Genomic DNA, 15,657 nt, shown 5'->3' on the forward strand with positions numbered 1-15,657 from the left:
GACGCTCGAAAGACGATCCGGGAGGGAAATGATGGTCGATATCAGGTCCGGCGCAAGCGAAGCCATTCCGCTGGCGGAAGTCGAGGACGTCGAACTCTATCATCCGAAAAGCTGGTGGACGCACTACGTCTTCAGCCAGGATGCCAAGATCATCGCCATCCAGTATTCGATGACGGCGATCGCCATCGGCATGGTGGCGCTGGTGCTCTCCTGGCTGATGCGCCTGCAACTCGGCTTTCCCGGTTACTTCGATTTCATCGACGCCGACCATTATTACCAGTTCATCACCATGCACGGCATGATCATGGTGATCTATCTCCTGACGGCGCTGTTTCTCGGCGGCTTCGGCAACTACCTCATTCCCCTGATGATCGGCGCGCGGGACATGGTGTTCCCCTATGCCAACATGCTGAGCTACTGGCTCTACCTGCTTGCCGTCCTCGTCCTGGTCTCCGGCTTCTTCCTGCCGGGCGGTCCGACGGGCGCCGGCTGGACCCTCTATCCGCCGCAGGCCATCCTGTCGGGCACGCCGGGCGGCCAGGACTGGGGCATCCTGGTGATGCTTTTCTCGCTCATCCTGTTCATCATCGGCTTCACCATGGGCGGGCTGAACTATGTCGTCACCGTGCTGCAGGCGCGCGCCCGCGGGATGACGCTGATGCGCATGCCGCTGACGATCTGGGGCATCTTTACGGCAACGGTCATGGCGCTGCTCGCCTTCCCTGCCCTGTTCGTCGCCTGCGTCATGATGCTGTTCGACAGGCTTCTCGGCACCAGCTTCTTCATGCCCGCCATCGTCGAGATGGGGCAACAGTTGCAGCAAAGCGGCGGCAGTCCGATCCTGTTCCAGCACCTGTTCTGGTTCTTCGGTCATCCGGAAGTCTACATCGTCGCTCTTCCCGCCTTCGGCATCGTGTCCGACCTGATCAGCACCCATGCGCGAAAAAACATCTTCGGCTACCGCATGATGGTCTGGGCGATCGTCATCATCGGCGCGCTCAGCTTCGTCGTCTGGGCGCATCATATGTATGTCAGCGGCATGAACCCGAAATTCGGGTTTTTCTTCGCTACCACGACGCTGATCATCGCGGTTCCGACCGCGATCAAGGTCTACAACTGGGTGCTGACACTGTGGCGCGGCGACATCCACCTGACGCTGCCGATGCTCTTTGCGCTTGCCTTCATCGTCACCTTCGTCAATGGCGGGCTGACCGGGCTGTTCCTTGGCAATGTCGTGGTCGATGTTCCCCTGTCCGACACGATGTTCGTCGTCGCGCATTTCCACATGGTGATGGGCGTGGCGCCCATCATGGTCGTTTTCGGCGCGATCTATCATTGGTATCCGAAGATCACCGGCCGCATGCTGAACGAGGCGATGGGGCAGATCCACTTCTGGGTCACGTTCCTCGGCGCCTACCTGATCTTCTTCCCGATGCACTATCTCGGACTGCTGGGCATACCGCGCCGCTATCATGAACTGGGTGAAACGGCCTTCATTCCGGAATCGGCCCACACGCTGAACATGTTCATCTCCGTCATGGCGCTGATCGTCGGTGCCGCACAGATCCTCTTTCTCTTCAACCTCGCCTGGAGCCTGAAGAGGGGCAAGCCTTCCGGCGGCAATCCCTGGCGGGCGACGACGCTCGAATGGCAGACGCCGCAGACACCGCCCGCCCATGGCAACTGGGGCAACGAACTGCCGGTCGTCTACCGCTGGGCCTATGACTACAGCGTCCCGGGTGCCGCCGAGGACTTCATTCCCCAGAACCAGCCGGGGCTCGGCATGCCAACGCGGGAGCATGCCTCATGAGCGTCATGCTGATATTCCTCGCCGGCATTGCCGCCATCGTCATCTGGTGGATGGGCCAGCAGCGGCTGACCTCCAGGCCATGGCTGGAGGTGGGACACGTCGGACATCCGGGCGGCGGCGAGCGTTCTCCCATCCCGACTGCGAGAATCGGCCTCTATGTCTTTCTGGCGGTCGTCGGTGCCCTGTTCAGCCTCTTCGTGAGCGCCTATATGATGCGCGTCGGAACGCCCGACTGGTGGTCGACACCCATTCCACGGCTGCTCTGGCTGAACACCGCATCGCTGATCGTCAGCAGCGCCGCCATGCAATGGGCGAAGGCCGAAGCGCAACGCGGCCACGGCGCCACCATGCGGACCGGTCTCCTTGCAGCACTCGCAACTGCGATACTCTTCCTGACCGGACAAATCTTCGCCTGGCGGGAACTGACGCAGGCCGGCTATGTGCTTGCCGACAATCCGGCCAACAGCTTCTTCTATGTGATTACCGGCATGCACGGCCTCCACATTGTGGGAGGGCTGATCGCGCTTGGCCGGACAACGACCAGAACGTGGAATGGCGTGGTGACCGACAGGACGCGCCTGAGCGTGGGCCTTTGCGCCACCTATTGGCATTTCATGCTGATCGTCTGGCTGATCCTGTTTGCACTCTTTGCCGGCTGGGCAAATGATTTCGCCGATCTTTGCCGGCAATTGCTCACATAGGGAGTGAGATGATGGCTCAAACCATAGAGACGCATACCGGCGAAACGCTCCAGCGCCCCTTGGGATTGCGCGGCGTCGCAGCCGACCTGTCCTCCGATCAGCGTGCGTTCAAGAACATCTCCTGGGGAAAGGCCATGATGTGGATCTTCCTCCTCAGCGACACCTTCATCTTCGGCTGCTTTCTGGTCGCCTACATGACGGCGCGCATGTCGACGACCATCGCCTGGCCCAATCCCAGCGAGGTTTTCGCGCTCACCATCGGCGGGCATGAGATCCCGTTGATCCTGATCGCCATCATGACCTTCGTCCTGATCTCAAGCAGTGGCACCATGGCGATGGCTGTCAATTTCGGGTACCGCCGGGACCGGCGCACGACGGCGATCATGATGCTCCTGACGGCAGTCCTTGGCGCAACCTTCGTCGGAATGCAGGCATTCGAATGGTCGAAGCTGATTTCGGAAGGCGTTCGCCCCTGGGAGAACCCTTGGGGGGCGGCGCAGTTCGGCTCGACCTTTTTCATGATCACCGGATTTCACGGCACCCATGTGACGATCGGCGTGATCTTTCTTTTGATCGTCGCGCGCAAGGTCTGGCGCGGAGATTTCGACACCGAAAGGCGAGGCTTTTTCACCAGCCGCAAAGGCAATTACGAGGTCGTCGAGATCACCGGCCTCTACTGGCACTTCGTCGATCTGGTCTGGGTCTTCATCTTCGCATTTTTCTATCTGTGGTGAGGTGACGTGATGACACAGGTTGCAACGCATGCCCAAATGCAGGTGAAGGAGCAGCACCAGCAGCCTCCGATCAAGCTCTATCTCGTCGTCTGGGGCTTTCTCTTCATCCTCAGCGCCTGCTCCTATTTCGTCGATTATGCCGGCCTGCAGGGATATCTGCGCTGGTCGCTCATCCTTCTTTTCATGGCCCTGAAGGCGGGGCTGATCATCGCGATCTTCATGCATATGGCCTGGGAACGGTTGGCGCTCGTCTATGCCGTGCTGCTGCCGCCGGTCCTTGTGCTGGTTTTCGTCGCACTGATGATGTCGGAGGCGAACTACACTGCCTTGACACGCATGACCTTCTTCGCCGCGTCCCCGTAGCGGGTTAGGCCACCCTTCCGTTCATGCATCGCCACCCATCCAGAGCGGGTTCGTGCGCACGCCATGACGAGGACGAAGCAAGGGCCGGCGGTCAAAACACGGCCCAACAGCCCTTCCATCCAGCGGCAATTTTGATATGACCTCCTTCTTTCGAAGGAGTGAAAATGGCTGCGCGAGACCGATACTCAAGGAAGCTGGAATGCGGCCAATGCGGACACGCGGGTTTCGCCGAGGTGTCCGAGGACGACGATCCCCGCCGCAAGACACGGGGATTTGAGATCGACGACCTGCCCAGCGGCTTCGAAACCGAGTTCGCCTCCAGCAATCCGAGCAAACACATGATCCGTTGCCGGTGCGGCCATAAATTCAGGTTCGAGCAAAAGACAGCTTACGCTCCCGGAGGAGAGCCCAGACGGTGACCGCCCGGAAACTCGATCATATTTCGCTGGAAAATAGCGCGGCGGAAAGGGCAGCCGACCTTTGACGCGGACTTGGTCGAGGTCATCGCCGGCGCCCATAGCATCCGCAGGACCTATTTGTTGGCCATCAGCCACATCTTGCCAGCCATCGTTATCTCGCGAGGATCGTTCGATACGTCGTCGTCAAGGTGGCTGCGTCCCAGCAGCCCGAACTCTTCGAGTTCATTCAGGGTCACCGTCGTCAGGAACCTGATTTTCTGTGGCCGTTCCTGAAATCTGTCCGTCTTTGCATAGGTGACCGTCGCGTTCAGGTGGGTCCATTTCTTCGCCGGTTGCGGAAAAAGGTTGCCTTCCTTGGCGAGCTTCAGCCCTCTGATCTGGACCGGTGTGAGTTCGAGCTTAATCATATTCTGTCCTTGGATAGGCTATCGATCTGAAATGGAGAAAAAACTATCGGCAAGCAGTGCGAAGTTTAACGAACTTGCGAATATCGCCAATGCGTGGTGAAGAGGGCTCCGATCGAGCGGAACCCTCTTCACTGTATGAAGTCTAACACGTTTCCAGAATGGAAACTGACTACATCATGCCGCCCATGTCCGGCATACCGCCGCCGGCGGCATCCTTCTTCGGCAGTTCGGCAATCATGGCTTCGGTGGTGACCAGCAGGCCGGCAACGGAGGCCGCATTCTGGAGAGCCGTCCGGACAACCTTGACCGGATCGACGATACCCATGGCGATCATGTCGCCATATTCGCCGGTCTGGGCGTTGTAGCCGAAGTTGTCGGTGTTGCTCTCGAGGATCTTGCCGATCACGATCGAGCCTTCGTCGCCTGCGTTTTCAGCAATCTGGCGAACCAGCGACTGAAGCGCCTTGCGGACGATGTTGATACCGGCCGTCTGGTCGTCGTTGGCACCCTTGATGTCAAGAACGATCGAGGCCCGCAGCAGCGCGGTACCGCCGCCGGGAACGATGCCTTCTTCGACAGCAGCGCGCGTTGCGTTGAGCGCGTCGTCGATACGGTCCTTCTTTTCCTTGACTTCGATTTCGGTTGCACCGCCGACGCGGATGACGGCAACGCCGCCGGAAAGCTTGGCAAGACGTTCCTGCAGCTTTTCCTTGTCATAGTCGGACGTGGTTTCCTCGATCTGCGCCTTGATCTGTGCCACACGGCCGTCGATCTCGGCCTTCTTGCCGGCGCCATCAACCAGGATGGTGTTCTCTTTGGTGATCGTCACCTTTTTCACGCGGCCGAGCATGTCGAGCGTGACGTTTTCCAGCTTGATTCCGACATCTTCGGAAATGACCTGGCCAGCCGTCAAAATGGCGATGTCTTCGAGCATGGCCTTGCGGCGATCGCCGAAGCCCGGCGCCTTGACGGCAGCGATCTTCAGGCCGCCACGCAGCTTGTTGACGACGAGCGTTGCAAGAGCTTCGCCTTCAACGTCTTCCGAGATGATCAGCATCGGTTTGCCAGTCTGAACGACGGCTTCCAGCACAGGCAAAAGAGCCTGAAGATTGGAAAGCTTTTTCTCGTGAAGGAGAACATAGGCGTCCTCGAGTTCAGCAACCATCTTTTCCGGGTTGGTCACGAAATAGGGGCTGAGGTATCCACGGTCGAACTGCATGCCCTCGACGACTTCGAGTTCGGTGTCGGCGGTCTTGGCCTCTTCAACCGTGATGACGCCTTCATTGCCGACCTTCTGCATCGCTTCAGCGATGTACTGGCCGATTTCCTTTTCGCCGTTGGCGGAGATCGTGCCCACCTGGGCCACTTCATCCGAAGTGCTGATCTTCTTGGCCTTGCCGACGATGTCCTTGACGACTTCGGCAACGGCAAGATCGATGCCGCGCTTCAGGTCCATGGGGTTCATGCCGGCGGCAACGGCCTTGGCACCTTCGCGAACGATCGCCTGGGCCAGAACGGTCGCAGTGGTCGTGCCGTCGCCGGCGATGTCGTTGGTCTTCGAAGCGACTTCGCGGACCATCTGGGCGCCCATGTTCTCGAACTTGTCTTCGAGTTCGATTTCCTTGGCGACAGTCACGCCGTCCTTGGTGATGCGCGGTGCGCCATAGGACTTGTCGATGATGACGTTGCGGCCCTTTGGACCGAGCGTGACCTTGACGGCATCAGCGAGAATGTCGACGCCGCGCAGCAGCTTTTCGCGCGCATCGCGGCCGAATTTGATTTGTTTGGCAGCCATAGAAAGAACTCCCGGGCTCATCGCCCAATGGTCTTCACAAAAGGGATAGAAAGAAACGACCGGCTATCAGCCGATAACGCCCATGATGTCAGCTTCCTTCATGATCAGAAGGTCTTCGCCGTTGAGCTTGACTTCGGTGCCCGACCATTTGCCGAACAGGATGCGGTCGCCAGACTTGACGTCGAGCGCAATGATCTTGCCGCTCTCATCGCGGGTACCGGTGCCGACAGCGACGATTTCGCCTTCCTGCGGCTTTTCCTTGGCGGTATCCGGAATGATGATGCCGCCCTTGGTCTTGGCTTCAGCCTCGATACGGCGCACGACCACACGATCGTGCAGCGGGCGAAAATTGGTGCTTGTCATGTTTTGGATTCCTTGATGGGATCACGGCCGGATGGCTCATCCCATCGATGATAAGTAGCACTCTCTGGCCTAGAGTGCTAGCGATCATTCCATGGCGAAGCCGATGCAATCAAAAACACCCGGATTCGCTTGGTAGTACCCGCATGCTTCTGCTATCAGCGTTTCAGCTCAATACGCGAAAGAGACAGTCAATGAATGCGACGCCGTTTCCCGGGGCGACAGTGTGACCGAATCCGCTGACACGGCGTTTCTTGCGTCCCTCGGATGGTCCGATTTTTTTGCATCCCAGATCGAACCGCACGAAACCGACCTGATACCACGGCGCATTGCCGAGGTTCACCGCGCCCGCCTGAGCGGCATATCCGCTGCCGGCCCGGTCAGGCTCGGTCTTGCCCATAAGATAAACACCGCCGACTTCGCGGTCGGCGACTGGGTGCTTGCCGATCCCCGGACCCATCTGCTCATCCGCCGCCTTGATCGCCGGACTGTGTTGCAGCGCCGGACCGAAGGCAGGCACGTCCAGCAGCTTGCCGCTGCCAATGTCGATACGCTGTTCATCGTCACATCCTGCAACGCCGATTTCAGCCCTGCCCGGCTGGAACGCTATCTGGCGCTGGCCAATCAGGCCGGAACGAACCCGGTGATCGTGCTGACCAAGGCCGACACGATCGACGATGCCAGCGCCTTCGAGCAGGAAGCACGGGGGTTGCAGCGCGGCCTCGAGGTCGTGGCCCTGAATGGCCGCTCCGCCGATGCCGCAGGCGCGCTCACCCCATGGTGCGGCACCGGGCAAACGGTGGCGCTGGTCGGATCATCGGGCGTCGGCAAGTCGACGCTGGTAAACACGCTCGCGGGCCTCAGCCACGAGGCCGCTCAGCAAACCGGAGAGATCCGCGAAAGCGATGCCAAGGGTCGCCACACCACGACGTCACGGTCGCTGCACGCCATCGCCGGCGGCGGCTGGGTGATCGATACGCCGGGGATGCGCACACTGCATGTCAGCGACGCATCGGATGGGATCGATACCCTGTTTTCCGAGATCACCGACCTTGCCCCTCTTTGCAGGTTCCGCGATTGCACCCACGACCATGAGCCGGGCTGCGCGGTTCAGGCGGCGGTGACTGCCGGCACCCTGGACGCGGACCGGCTGGCCCGCTGGCGCAAACTGCTCGACGAAAACGTCAGCAACACGCCGGTGCAGACGGGACCGCGCGGCAACAAGATCAGCCAGAAGAAAAAATACTGAGGGCTGGGCGGTCGACATGCAGTTCAAGCGCAACGAAATTCATGAACTGTCGATCTTTCTCGCGATCGTCCAGTATCGCAGCTTCCGGAAGGCGGCGGATCATCTGGATGTGACGGCTTCGGCGCTCAGCCACAGCATGAAAGCCCTTGAGCAAAGGCTGGGCGTGCGTCTGCTCAATCGAACCAGCCGCAGCGTTGCGCCAACCGCCGCCGGAACGGCGCTGGCCGAAAAGGTTTCTGCAGGGCTCGAGCTCATAAACTCCGGCTTGGAGGACCTGAGCGGGCACTATCAGGGTGCAGCCGGCAGCATTCGCATCAATGTTCTGAAGGATGCGGCCGTTCTGCTTTTGAGGCCGGCCATTCCGATCTTCCAGCAGCGCTTCCCCAATGTCGAGCTTGAGGTCGCCGTGGACGACCAGTTTGTCGATGTCACCGCGGAAGGCTTCGATGCCGGGATCCGGTACGGCGGCACCATCCCGGAAGACATGATCGCCATCCCTCTCACGCATCCTTTGAAATGGGTCGCGGTCGCAGCACCCGACTACCTCAAGAACCACGGTCGCCCTGCGGTGCCGGAGGACCTGCATTCCCATCACTGCATCCGCATCCGTACAGGCCGCGGACAGATCTACAAATGGGAGTTCGAACGCGGCGACGACCGGCGCGAGATCGACGTTCCCGGAGCGCTGATTTCTGGCGAAACCGACCTTGCCATCAATGCGGCACTTGAAGGTGTCGGGATATCCTATTGCCTGGAAAGGCTTGCAAGCCCCTACCTGTCGGCTGGGCGCCTGGAAGTGGTTCTTCCGAAGTGGGCGTCGATGGGGCCGCCGCTTTCGATGTATTACTCCAGCCGACGTCAGCTTCCCTTCGGCGTCGAGGCCCTGATCAAGATCATTCGAAACCTCAACGGACTCTAGGGCTTACCTCCGATCGATGAGCAGAGTTCATCGGTTCAGTGATTTCCAACCCATTGATTCATCGCTGCCCGGCATTGTACCGCTTCTTCCGAACCTTCATGGCCCTCGCTCCGGAGCAGGGCGTCGTTCGAGAAGAAGCGGAATTCAAATGAGCAAACGGGTCATCTTTACCGGCGGCAGCGGCAAGGCCGGCCGCCACGCCGTTCCCTATCTACTGAACAAGGGGCACAAGGTCCTGAACCTTGACCTCGTGCCGCTGGACTACCCCGGCGTCCGCACGCTCATCACGGATCTGACCGATGGTGGCCAGACCTTCAATGCCTTGTCGATGCATTTCGGCGGCGAGGATCTGCAGACGGGAGGCGGACCCGCTAAGGTTGACGCCGTCGTGCATTTCGCCGCAATTCCGAGCCTCTTCCTCAAGCCCGACAACCAGACCTTCGCGGTCAATGCGATCTCGACCTACAACGTCATCGAGGCCGCCGCGAAGCTTGGCATCCCCAAGGTGATCATCGCATCCAGCGAAACGACCTACGGTGTCTGCTTTGCCGAGGGCGACAAGGAATTTCATTCCTTCCCGTTGGAAGAGGACTACGATATCGACCCAATGGACAGCTACGGTCTGTCCAAGGTCGTCAACGAAAAGACCGCGCGGGCGTTTGCGATGCGCAGCGGGATCGACATCTACGCCTTGCGGATCGCCAACGTCATCGAACCGCATGAGTATGACCGTTTTCCGGCTTTCCTCGCCGATCCGGCATCGCGCAAGCGCAACGCCTGGAGCTACATCGATGCCCGCGACCTCGGGCAGATCGTCGACCTTTGCCTTAAGACAGATGGCCTTGGCTTCCAGGTCTTCAACGCCGTCAACGACACCATCACCGCGACCGAACCGACACGCGAGTTTCTCAGCCGCTGGGCTCCGAACACGCCAATCGTCCGAGAGCTAGGCGAATTCGAAGCGCCTCTTTCGAACCGGAAGATTCGGGAAGTTCTCGGCTTCAAGGAAGAACACAACTGGCGGAAATACGTGTCCGGCATCTGATTGCGCGTTCGAGCCGCGAGGCATGAAGCCGTAGCGGACGGCCGCGATCTCCATCTCAAAAGGAAGACGACATGACGATAGAACCAATGGTCGCCGGCATCCCGCAGATGGGTTACGGCACGTGGAACCGCTCCGTGGACGAAGCCTATCAGGGCGTCATCTGGGCGTTGGAGGCCGGCTGCCGGCACATCGACACCGCCCAGGGCTACAACAATGAAGAGGGCGTCGCCCGCGGTATCAAGGATGCGGGCGTGCCGCGCAGCGACATCTTCATTACCACGAAGGTGAAGCCAGAGAACTACGGACCCGGCGCGATCATGCCTTCGGTCCGGGAAAGCCTGGAAAAGCTGCAGACGGATCAGGTCGATCTGCTGCTTTTGCACTGGCCATCGCCGCACAACAAATATCCGCTTGCGGACTATCTCGGCCAGTTCGCCGAGGCTTTCGACATCGGCCTGGCCAAGCGGATCGGCGTTTCGAATTTCACCAGGGCGCTGATCGACGAAAGCATCCGCCTGCTCGGTGATCGCACGATCACCACCAATCAGGTGGAGTGCCATGTCTATATGCAGAACCGGCCGATCATCGATCATTGCGAAACGCTCGGCATCGCCGTCACCGCCTATTCCCCGCTGGCGCGTGGCGCCGTCGTCGGCGACCCGGTTCTCGAAGAGATCGGCAAGGCGCATGGCGCGACGGGTGAGCAGATCGCACTCGCCTTCCTGATGGCCAAGGGGCATATCGTCATCCCTTCTTCGTCCAGGAAGGATCGCATCATCCTGAATTTCGAGGCGCGCAAGATCGCGCTGACACCGGCCGAGATCAAACGCATCGAAGGTCTGGAAAAGGGCATGCGACTGGTGAACGGCGACTGGTGCCCCGTCTGGGACGTTTGAGACCCAGCCTCCCGATCAATCCACCGCTTCAGAAAAGCGCTGAAACCGTATCGACAACGCAATAAGATTGCGGTAACAGAGTTGATTAATCGATTAATCAACTCTGTTGGATCGAATGGCCGTAGCGCGCACAGGATCGAATCTCAGCCAGATCGCCGCTCTCCTCGGCGTGTCTTCGGCGACGGTTTCCAATGCGCTTTCCGGAAAAGGCCGGGTCTCGGCAGAGCTCGCCGAGAAGGTCCGGGCGACTGCCGCCGAACTCGGCTATACGCCAAGCCTAACCGGGCGGGCGCTGCGCACCGGCCGTACCGGCGTTCTTGGCCTCGTACTCCCCGACATCGCCAATCCGCTGTTCCCGCAGATCGCCCAGGCGATCGAACATGCGGCAAGCAAGGCCGGTTACGGTGTGCTGATCGCCGATTCGCGCGGCGATGTTGCGCTCCAGACCGACGCCATCAACCGTCTGATCGAACGTAATGTCGACGGCATCGTCATCGTTCCGCGGCTTGGCACCCGCATTGCGGATATCGGTTGCCCGGTCGCGGTGATCGACAGCCCCTCCACCCCCGGCAATACGGTTTCCGCCGATCATTGGCAGGGCGGACAGGCGATTGCCGAGCATCTGGTCTCGCTTGGGCATCGCAAGTTTCTGCTGATCGGCAACAACCCCGCGTCGAACGTGCAGAACGATCGCATCGGCGGCATGAAATCCCGGCTTCCCGAGGGCGGCATTGCGGACGTGCTGTGGATTGAAAGGCACGAGCAGGTTCATGGCAAGGGAAGTCTTCTCGGCCTAAAGCAAAAGTTGGACCAGGGTTTTACGGCCTTTGCAGCCGTCTCCGATCTGCACGCGCTTCGGGCGCTGACCGAATTGCAACGCGCCGGCATCGGTGTGCCCGAAGATGCCAGCGTCACCGGTTTCGATGATCTCGTCTGGTCGTCTGTCATCACCCCCAGCCTCACCACTGTCCGGATGAACATGGCTGAAATCGCCGACATCGCCATCGCGGCGCTGGTTCGCGTCATTGAAGCCGATACCGCATCCGGTTCCGACATACCGCGGACCGCGACCGGCACGGTTGCCGCCGCCGAGCGATCCAGCGTGCCCATGCAATTGGTGGTCCGGCAGACATCGGGACCACCGGCACCCATCGACAGCGCATGATCAAGAAAACCACCAGCCCCCCCCCAGAAGGAGAACGCATATGAACAAAATGATCTTTTCATCGGCTGCCGCGCTGATGCTGACCATGGGTGCCGCCCATGCGCAGGAAAAGACCCTGACGATCTCCGTCTATGCCTTCGCGCAGGACGAGTTCAAGGAGATCGTCTACGATCCCTTCGAAGCCAAATGCGGCTGCAAGCTGGTGGTGGAAACCGGCAACAGCGTCGAGCGTCTGGCCAAGATCGAGGCCAACAAGGCCAATCCGGTCATCGACATGGCGGTCGTTTCCATGGCCGACGCGCTTTCGGCTGCGCGTAGCGGTCTGATCGAGAAGATCGATACGTCCAAGCTCACCAATTTCGACAAGCTCTACGACATTGCCAAGGACCCGAACGGCGACGGCATGAGCGTCGGCTACACTTTCTATGCCACCTCCATCGTCTACCGCACCGACAAGATGAAGATCGAGTCCTGGGCCGATCTTATGAAGCCGGAATATGCCGGCCATGTCGCCTTCCCGAATGTCACCACCAACCAGGGGCCGCCGGCGCTCTACATGCTCGGCCAGGCGCTCGGCAAGGATACACCGGACCTCAAGGGCGCGATCGAAGCGGTCGGTGCGGCGAAGGACGACATCGTCACCTTCTACGTCAAATCCTCGCAGCTCGTTCAGCTGATGCAGCAGGAGGAAATCTGGGCGGCACCGATCGGCCGCTTCTCCTGGGCGCCGTTCAACAAGCTCGACCTGCCGCTCGGATGGGCGACCCCGAAGGAAGGCCAGACCGGCGGCATGAACGTCATGGTCCTGACCAAGGGATCGAAGAACCAGGATCTGGCGCTCCAGTTCATGGACTTCTGGCTGTCGACCGAAATCCAGACCAAGCTTGCCGAAAAGCTGGTCGACAGCCCGGCCAACAAGGAAGCCAAGGTTTCCGACGCGGTTGCCGGCAACATCACCTATGGCGAGGAGACGGCCAAGAGTCTCAAGCTGATTCCGTCGGCGGTCGCGCTGGATAACCGCGATGCCTGGCTGTCCGAGTGGAACGCCAAGGTCGGCCAGTAACCGCCAATACGAATGCCTCCCAAGGCAAGGGGCGCGGCCGGCCCATTTTTGTTCGCTGCCGCGCCCCGACTGAAACATTTGAACACCGCTGGAGACGACCAACCATGTTCCAGAACCGGGCAGAAGCACTGGCGCTCGCCCTGCCGGCCGCGATTTTCGCCGGGCTGGTCTTCCTCGTGCCGGTCATCCTGCTGCTGTCGGAAGGGTTTCGCTCGGCGGATAGCTGGAGCCTGTCGGCCTATGCGGACTTCTTTTCGCAGCCGCTGAACCGGACCGTCTTCCTGCGGACGCTGAAGCTCGGCGCGATCGTGACTGCCGCTGCGGCCGTGATCGGCTATGCCACGGCCTATGCCATCGTCAGCCTGCCGCCGGGCGCCAAGGGACGCATGATCGGACTTGTGGTTCTGCCGCTGATGATTTCGCCGGTGGCGCGCACCTATGCCTGGATCGTCATCCTCGGCCGTACCGGCATCGTCAACCAGGCGCTGATGGCGATTGGCCTCAGCGACGAGCCTATCCGCATCCTGTTCAGCGAAACCGCCGTCTTCATCGGCCTACTGCAGCTCTTCCTGCCGCTGATGGTGATCTCGCTCATAAGCGCGCTCGAAAACCTGCCCAAGGATGTCGTGCCCGCCGCCCGCGTCCTTGGCGCCAACTGGTTCCAGGTGTTCTGGAAGGTCATTCTGCCACTCACCCGTGAAGGTCTGGTGGTCGGCGGAACGCTGGTCTTCACCGGCTCGATGACGGCCTATATCACCCCGGCCATTCTTGGCGGATCGAAGGTGCTGATGCTGGAGACGCTGCTTTACCAGCAAGTCACCGTCGCCAACAATTTCGTGTCGGCCAGCGTCATCGCCTTCATCCTGATCGTCATGAGTTTCGCCGCCAATATTCTCCTGAAGCGGGTCGCAACGGCGAGGAACAAGCGATGACCCAGAGACTGTTTGCCCCGATCACTTTGCTTCTGGTGTTGATCTTCCTGATCGGCCCGTTCCTGATCATCGTCGCCGCCTCGTTTTCGGCCGGCGATACGCTGGCCTTCCCGCCGCAGGGCTTCTCGTTCAAATGGATCCTCAAGGTCTTCACCGTCGAGAGCTTTCGCGACAGTTTCGTCATGTCTATGTTCCTGGCGATCGGCGGCACGTTCGCGGCCCTTCTGCTCGGCATTCCCGCTGCCTATGCCATGTCGCGCTACAAGCTGCCGTTTTCGGAAACCGTGCGCACGATCGTCTCCGCACCGATCATCGTGCCGGGCATCATCGTCGGCCTGGCGCTGCTGCGCTATTTCGTCGTGCCCATCGGCCTTTCGATCACGCTGGCGCTGTTCCTCGCCCATACGGCTCTGGTGCTGCCCTACGCGGTGCGGGTGGTCTCGGCGAGCCTCAATAACCTGCGCTCGGATATCGAGGAAGCGGCGGTACTGCTCGGCTCATCCCGGCTCGGGGCTTTCTTCCGGGTGGTGCTGCCCAATATTCGCGGCGGCATCCTGTCGGCCTTCATTCTCGGTTTCGTCACCAGCTTCAATCAGGTGCCGGTCTCGCTGTTCCTCTCCGGGCCCGGCGTGCGCACCCTGCCGGTCGACATGCTCGGCTACATGGAGATCGTCTTCGATCCGTCGATCGCCGCCCTGTCTTCGCTGCTCGCTTTCCTGTCCATCGGCATCGTCTTTGCCGCCGAACGTTTTCTGGGGTTCTCCCGTTATGTCTGACACATCCTTCCTCACCCTCGACAAACTTTCGCTGGCCTACGGCAATACAGTCGCCGTCAAGGATCTCGATCTCGATATCCGCAAGGGCGAATTGCTGGCGCTGCTCGGCCCCTCCGGCTGCGGCAAGACCACGACCATGCGTTCGATTGCCGGCCTGATGACGCCGGTTGGTGGACGCATTCGCCTTGATGGCGCCGACATCACCCGCGTCGCGGCCAACAAGCGGGCGGTCGGACTGGTGTTCCAGTCCTATGCGCTGTTTCCGCATTTGACGGTGTTCGAAAATGTCGCCTTCGGCCTGAAGCTCAAGGGCATGCGCGGCGCGGAACTGGAGGCAAAGGTCGCATCAGGCCTCAAATCCGTTGGCCTTGCAGCCTTCGCCGATCGCAAGACGCCGGAACTGTCCGGCGGCCAGCAGCAGCGCGTCGCGCTTGCCCGCTCCATGGTGATGGAACCCAAAGTGCTTCTGCTCGACGAACCGCTCTCCAATCTCGATGCCCGCCTACGGCTTGAAATGCGCACGGAGTTGCAGCGCGTGCAGAAGGAAAGCGGCGTGACGATGATTTTCGTCACCCACGATCAGGTCGAGGCGTTGGCGCTCGCTGACCGGATCGTCGTGATGAAGAACGGCGCCATCGAGCAGATCGGCACGCCGGAGGAGATCTACAACCATCCGGTCTCCAGCTTCGTCGCCGATTTCGTCGGCTTCGAAAACATCTTCGCCATCCGCGACGGCAAACTTGTTGCCGGCACCGGCGAGGTCTTTCTTTCGGGCAAACTTCCCGAGGCAGCCGGACTGGCCTGGCGCCCGCGCGCAATTTCTCTGGGCTCCGGCCCCTTGAAGGGGATCGTGCGCGGCGTTTCCTTTGCCGGCGGCACGCGCGAATATGTGCTGGAAACGCCACTGGGTATCATCAAGGCCGAAGTGGACGCGGCCTTGCCGGCTCATGCCCTCGGTACCGATGTCGCGTTCGACCTGCCGGTCGGAAGCGCCGCACCGCTCAAGCGGTTCGGGTAGGCCGC

General features: G+C 60.4%; 16 protein-coding genes. 13 read left to right on the top strand and 3 right to left on the bottom strand.

From position 1 onward, the window contains the following. Positions 1 to 31: 31 nt before the first annotated feature. Genes ctaD through J2Z75_RS13935 form a run of 4 tightly spaced genes read left to right on the top strand, consistent with a single transcriptional unit; the run spans position 32 to position 3,608 of the window. A complete protein-coding gene (gene ctaD, locus J2Z75_RS13920; protein ID WP_209853286.1) occupies positions 32 to 1,810 on the top strand; it encodes a cytochrome c oxidase subunit I in 1,779 nt (592 codons plus the stop codon). Then, positions 1,807 to 2,511: a cytochrome c oxidase subunit 3 gene (locus tag J2Z75_RS13925; RefSeq protein ID WP_209853288.1), complete on the top strand. Its 705-nt coding sequence runs from the start codon at positions 1,807 to 1,809 to the stop codon at positions 2,509 to 2,511. The genes ctaD and J2Z75_RS13925 overlap by 4 nt, the downstream gene beginning before the upstream one ends. An 11-nt stretch (positions 2,512 to 2,522) precedes the next feature. After that, positions 2,523 to 3,245, top strand: coding sequence for a heme-copper oxidase subunit III family protein (locus tag J2Z75_RS13930; protein ID WP_209853290.1), 723 nt, complete (start codon positions 2,523 to 2,525; stop codon positions 3,243 to 3,245). A gap of 9 nt (positions 3,246 to 3,254) precedes the next feature. Then, positions 3,255 to 3,608 carry a cytochrome C oxidase subunit IV family protein gene (locus J2Z75_RS13935; protein WP_209853292.1) on the top strand — a complete coding sequence of 118 codons (354 nt, stop codon included), beginning with the start codon at positions 3,255 to 3,257 and terminating at the stop codon, positions 3,606 to 3,608. Between the two features lie 532 nt (positions 3,609 to 4,140). Here J2Z75_RS13935 and J2Z75_RS13940 read toward each other — a convergent pair. From J2Z75_RS13940 to groES, 3 genes are all read right to left on the bottom strand, one after another. Next, positions 4,141 to 4,434, bottom strand: a complete 294-nt coding sequence (locus J2Z75_RS13940; RefSeq protein WP_209853294.1) for a hypothetical protein — start codon at positions 4,432 to 4,434, stop codon at positions 4,141 to 4,143. Positions 4,435 to 4,603: 169 nt separating this feature from the next. After that, positions 4,604 to 6,229: a chaperonin GroEL gene (gene groL, locus J2Z75_RS13945; RefSeq protein WP_209853296.1), complete on the bottom strand. Its 1,626-nt coding sequence runs from the start codon at positions 6,227 to 6,229 to the stop codon at positions 4,604 to 4,606. Between the two features lie 66 nt (positions 6,230 to 6,295). Next, positions 6,296 to 6,592 (bottom strand): co-chaperone GroES, encoded by a 297-nt coding sequence (groES, locus tag J2Z75_RS13950; protein WP_209853297.1) that lies wholly within the window; start codon positions 6,590 to 6,592, stop codon positions 6,296 to 6,298. A 223-nt stretch (positions 6,593 to 6,815) separates the two neighbouring features. Here groES and rsgA point away from each other — a divergent pair, with 223 nt between their 5' ends. From rsgA to J2Z75_RS13995, 9 genes are all read left to right on the top strand, one after another. Further along, entirely contained in the window at positions 6,816 to 7,838 is a 1,023-nt protein-coding gene (gene rsgA, locus J2Z75_RS13955; RefSeq protein ID WP_209853298.1) for a ribosome small subunit-dependent GTPase A, read from the top strand. A gap of 16 nt (positions 7,839 to 7,854) precedes the next feature. Further along, the gene (locus J2Z75_RS13960) at positions 7,855 to 8,757 is read left to right on the top strand and encodes a LysR family transcriptional regulator (RefSeq protein WP_209853299.1); all 903 of its coding nucleotides are present in this window, start codon (positions 7,855 to 7,857) and stop codon (positions 8,755 to 8,757) included. A 148-nt stretch (positions 8,758 to 8,905) separates the two neighbouring features. Beyond that, a complete protein-coding gene (locus tag J2Z75_RS13965; protein WP_209853300.1) occupies positions 8,906 to 9,802 on the top strand; it encodes an NAD-dependent epimerase/dehydratase family protein in 897 nt (298 codons plus the stop codon). Between the two features lie 71 nt (positions 9,803 to 9,873). Continuing rightward, on the top strand, positions 9,874 to 10,698 hold the full coding sequence (locus J2Z75_RS13970; RefSeq protein ID WP_209853301.1) for an aldo/keto reductase: 825 nt from the start codon (positions 9,874 to 9,876) through the stop codon (positions 10,696 to 10,698). A 115-nt stretch (positions 10,699 to 10,813) separates the two neighbouring features. Continuing rightward, entirely contained in the window at positions 10,814 to 11,863 is a 1,050-nt protein-coding gene (locus J2Z75_RS13975) for a LacI family DNA-binding transcriptional regulator (RefSeq protein WP_209853302.1), read from the top strand. A 40-nt stretch (positions 11,864 to 11,903) separates the two neighbouring features. After that, positions 11,904 to 12,926 (top strand): ABC transporter substrate-binding protein, encoded by a 1,023-nt coding sequence (locus J2Z75_RS13980; RefSeq protein WP_209853303.1) that lies wholly within the window; start codon positions 11,904 to 11,906, stop codon positions 12,924 to 12,926. A 104-nt stretch (positions 12,927 to 13,030) separates the two neighbouring features. After that, on the top strand, positions 13,031 to 13,858 hold the full coding sequence (locus J2Z75_RS13985) for an ABC transporter permease (RefSeq protein ID WP_209853304.1): 828 nt from the start codon (positions 13,031 to 13,033) through the stop codon (positions 13,856 to 13,858). After that, a complete protein-coding gene (locus J2Z75_RS13990; RefSeq protein ID WP_209853305.1) occupies positions 13,855 to 14,634 on the top strand; it encodes an ABC transporter permease in 780 nt (259 codons plus the stop codon). The genes J2Z75_RS13985 and J2Z75_RS13990 overlap by 4 nt, the downstream gene beginning before the upstream one ends. Further along, on the top strand, positions 14,627 to 15,652 hold the full coding sequence (locus J2Z75_RS13995) for an ABC transporter ATP-binding protein (RefSeq protein WP_209853306.1): 1,026 nt from the start codon (positions 14,627 to 14,629) through the stop codon (positions 15,650 to 15,652). Before J2Z75_RS13990 ends, J2Z75_RS13995 begins: the two co-directional genes overlap by 8 nt. The last annotated feature ends 5 nt before the right edge of the window (positions 15,653 to 15,657 follow it).

The organism is Rhizobium herbae, from assembly GCF_017873135.1.
GTDB lineage: Bacteria > Pseudomonadota > Alphaproteobacteria > Rhizobiales > Rhizobiaceae > Pararhizobium > Pararhizobium herbae.

Bases quoted from the DNA above. Each gene is read 5' to 3' on its own strand.
- ctaD (WP_209853286.1), top strand. From the start codon at position 32: ATGGTCGATATCAGGTCCGGCGCAAGCGAAGCCATTCCGCTGGCGGAA.
- J2Z75_RS13925 (WP_209853288.1), top strand. From the start codon at position 1,807: ATGAGCGTCATGCTGATATTCCTCGCCGGCATTGCCGCCATCGTCATC.
- J2Z75_RS13930 (WP_209853290.1), top strand. From the start codon at position 2,523: ATGGCTCAAACCATAGAGACGCATACCGGCGAAACGCTCCAGCGCCCC.
- J2Z75_RS13935 (WP_209853292.1), top strand. From the start codon at position 3,255: ATGACACAGGTTGCAACGCATGCCCAAATGCAGGTGAAGGAGCAGCAC.
- J2Z75_RS13940 (WP_209853294.1), bottom strand. From the start codon at position 4,434: ATGATTAAGCTCGAACTCACACCGGTCCAGATCAGAGGGCTGAAGCTC.
- groL (WP_209853296.1), bottom strand. From the start codon at position 6,229: ATGGCTGCCAAACAAATCAAATTCGGCCGCGATGCGCGCGAAAAGCTG.
- groES (WP_209853297.1), bottom strand. From the start codon at position 6,592: ATGACAAGCACCAATTTTCGCCCGCTGCACGATCGTGTGGTCGTGCGC.
- J2Z75_RS13960 (WP_209853299.1), top strand. From the start codon at position 7,855: ATGCAGTTCAAGCGCAACGAAATTCATGAACTGTCGATCTTTCTCGCG.
- J2Z75_RS13965 (WP_209853300.1), top strand. From the start codon at position 8,906: ATGAGCAAACGGGTCATCTTTACCGGCGGCAGCGGCAAGGCCGGCCGC.
- J2Z75_RS13970 (WP_209853301.1), top strand. From the start codon at position 9,874: ATGACGATAGAACCAATGGTCGCCGGCATCCCGCAGATGGGTTACGGC.
- J2Z75_RS13975 (WP_209853302.1), top strand. From the start codon at position 10,814: ATGGCCGTAGCGCGCACAGGATCGAATCTCAGCCAGATCGCCGCTCTC.
- J2Z75_RS13980 (WP_209853303.1), top strand. From the start codon at position 11,904: ATGAACAAAATGATCTTTTCATCGGCTGCCGCGCTGATGCTGACCATG.
- J2Z75_RS13985 (WP_209853304.1), top strand. From the start codon at position 13,031: ATGTTCCAGAACCGGGCAGAAGCACTGGCGCTCGCCCTGCCGGCCGCG.
- J2Z75_RS13990 (WP_209853305.1), top strand. From the start codon at position 13,855: ATGACCCAGAGACTGTTTGCCCCGATCACTTTGCTTCTGGTGTTGATC.
- J2Z75_RS13995 (WP_209853306.1), top strand. From the start codon at position 14,627: ATGTCTGACACATCCTTCCTCACCCTCGACAAACTTTCGCTGGCCTAC.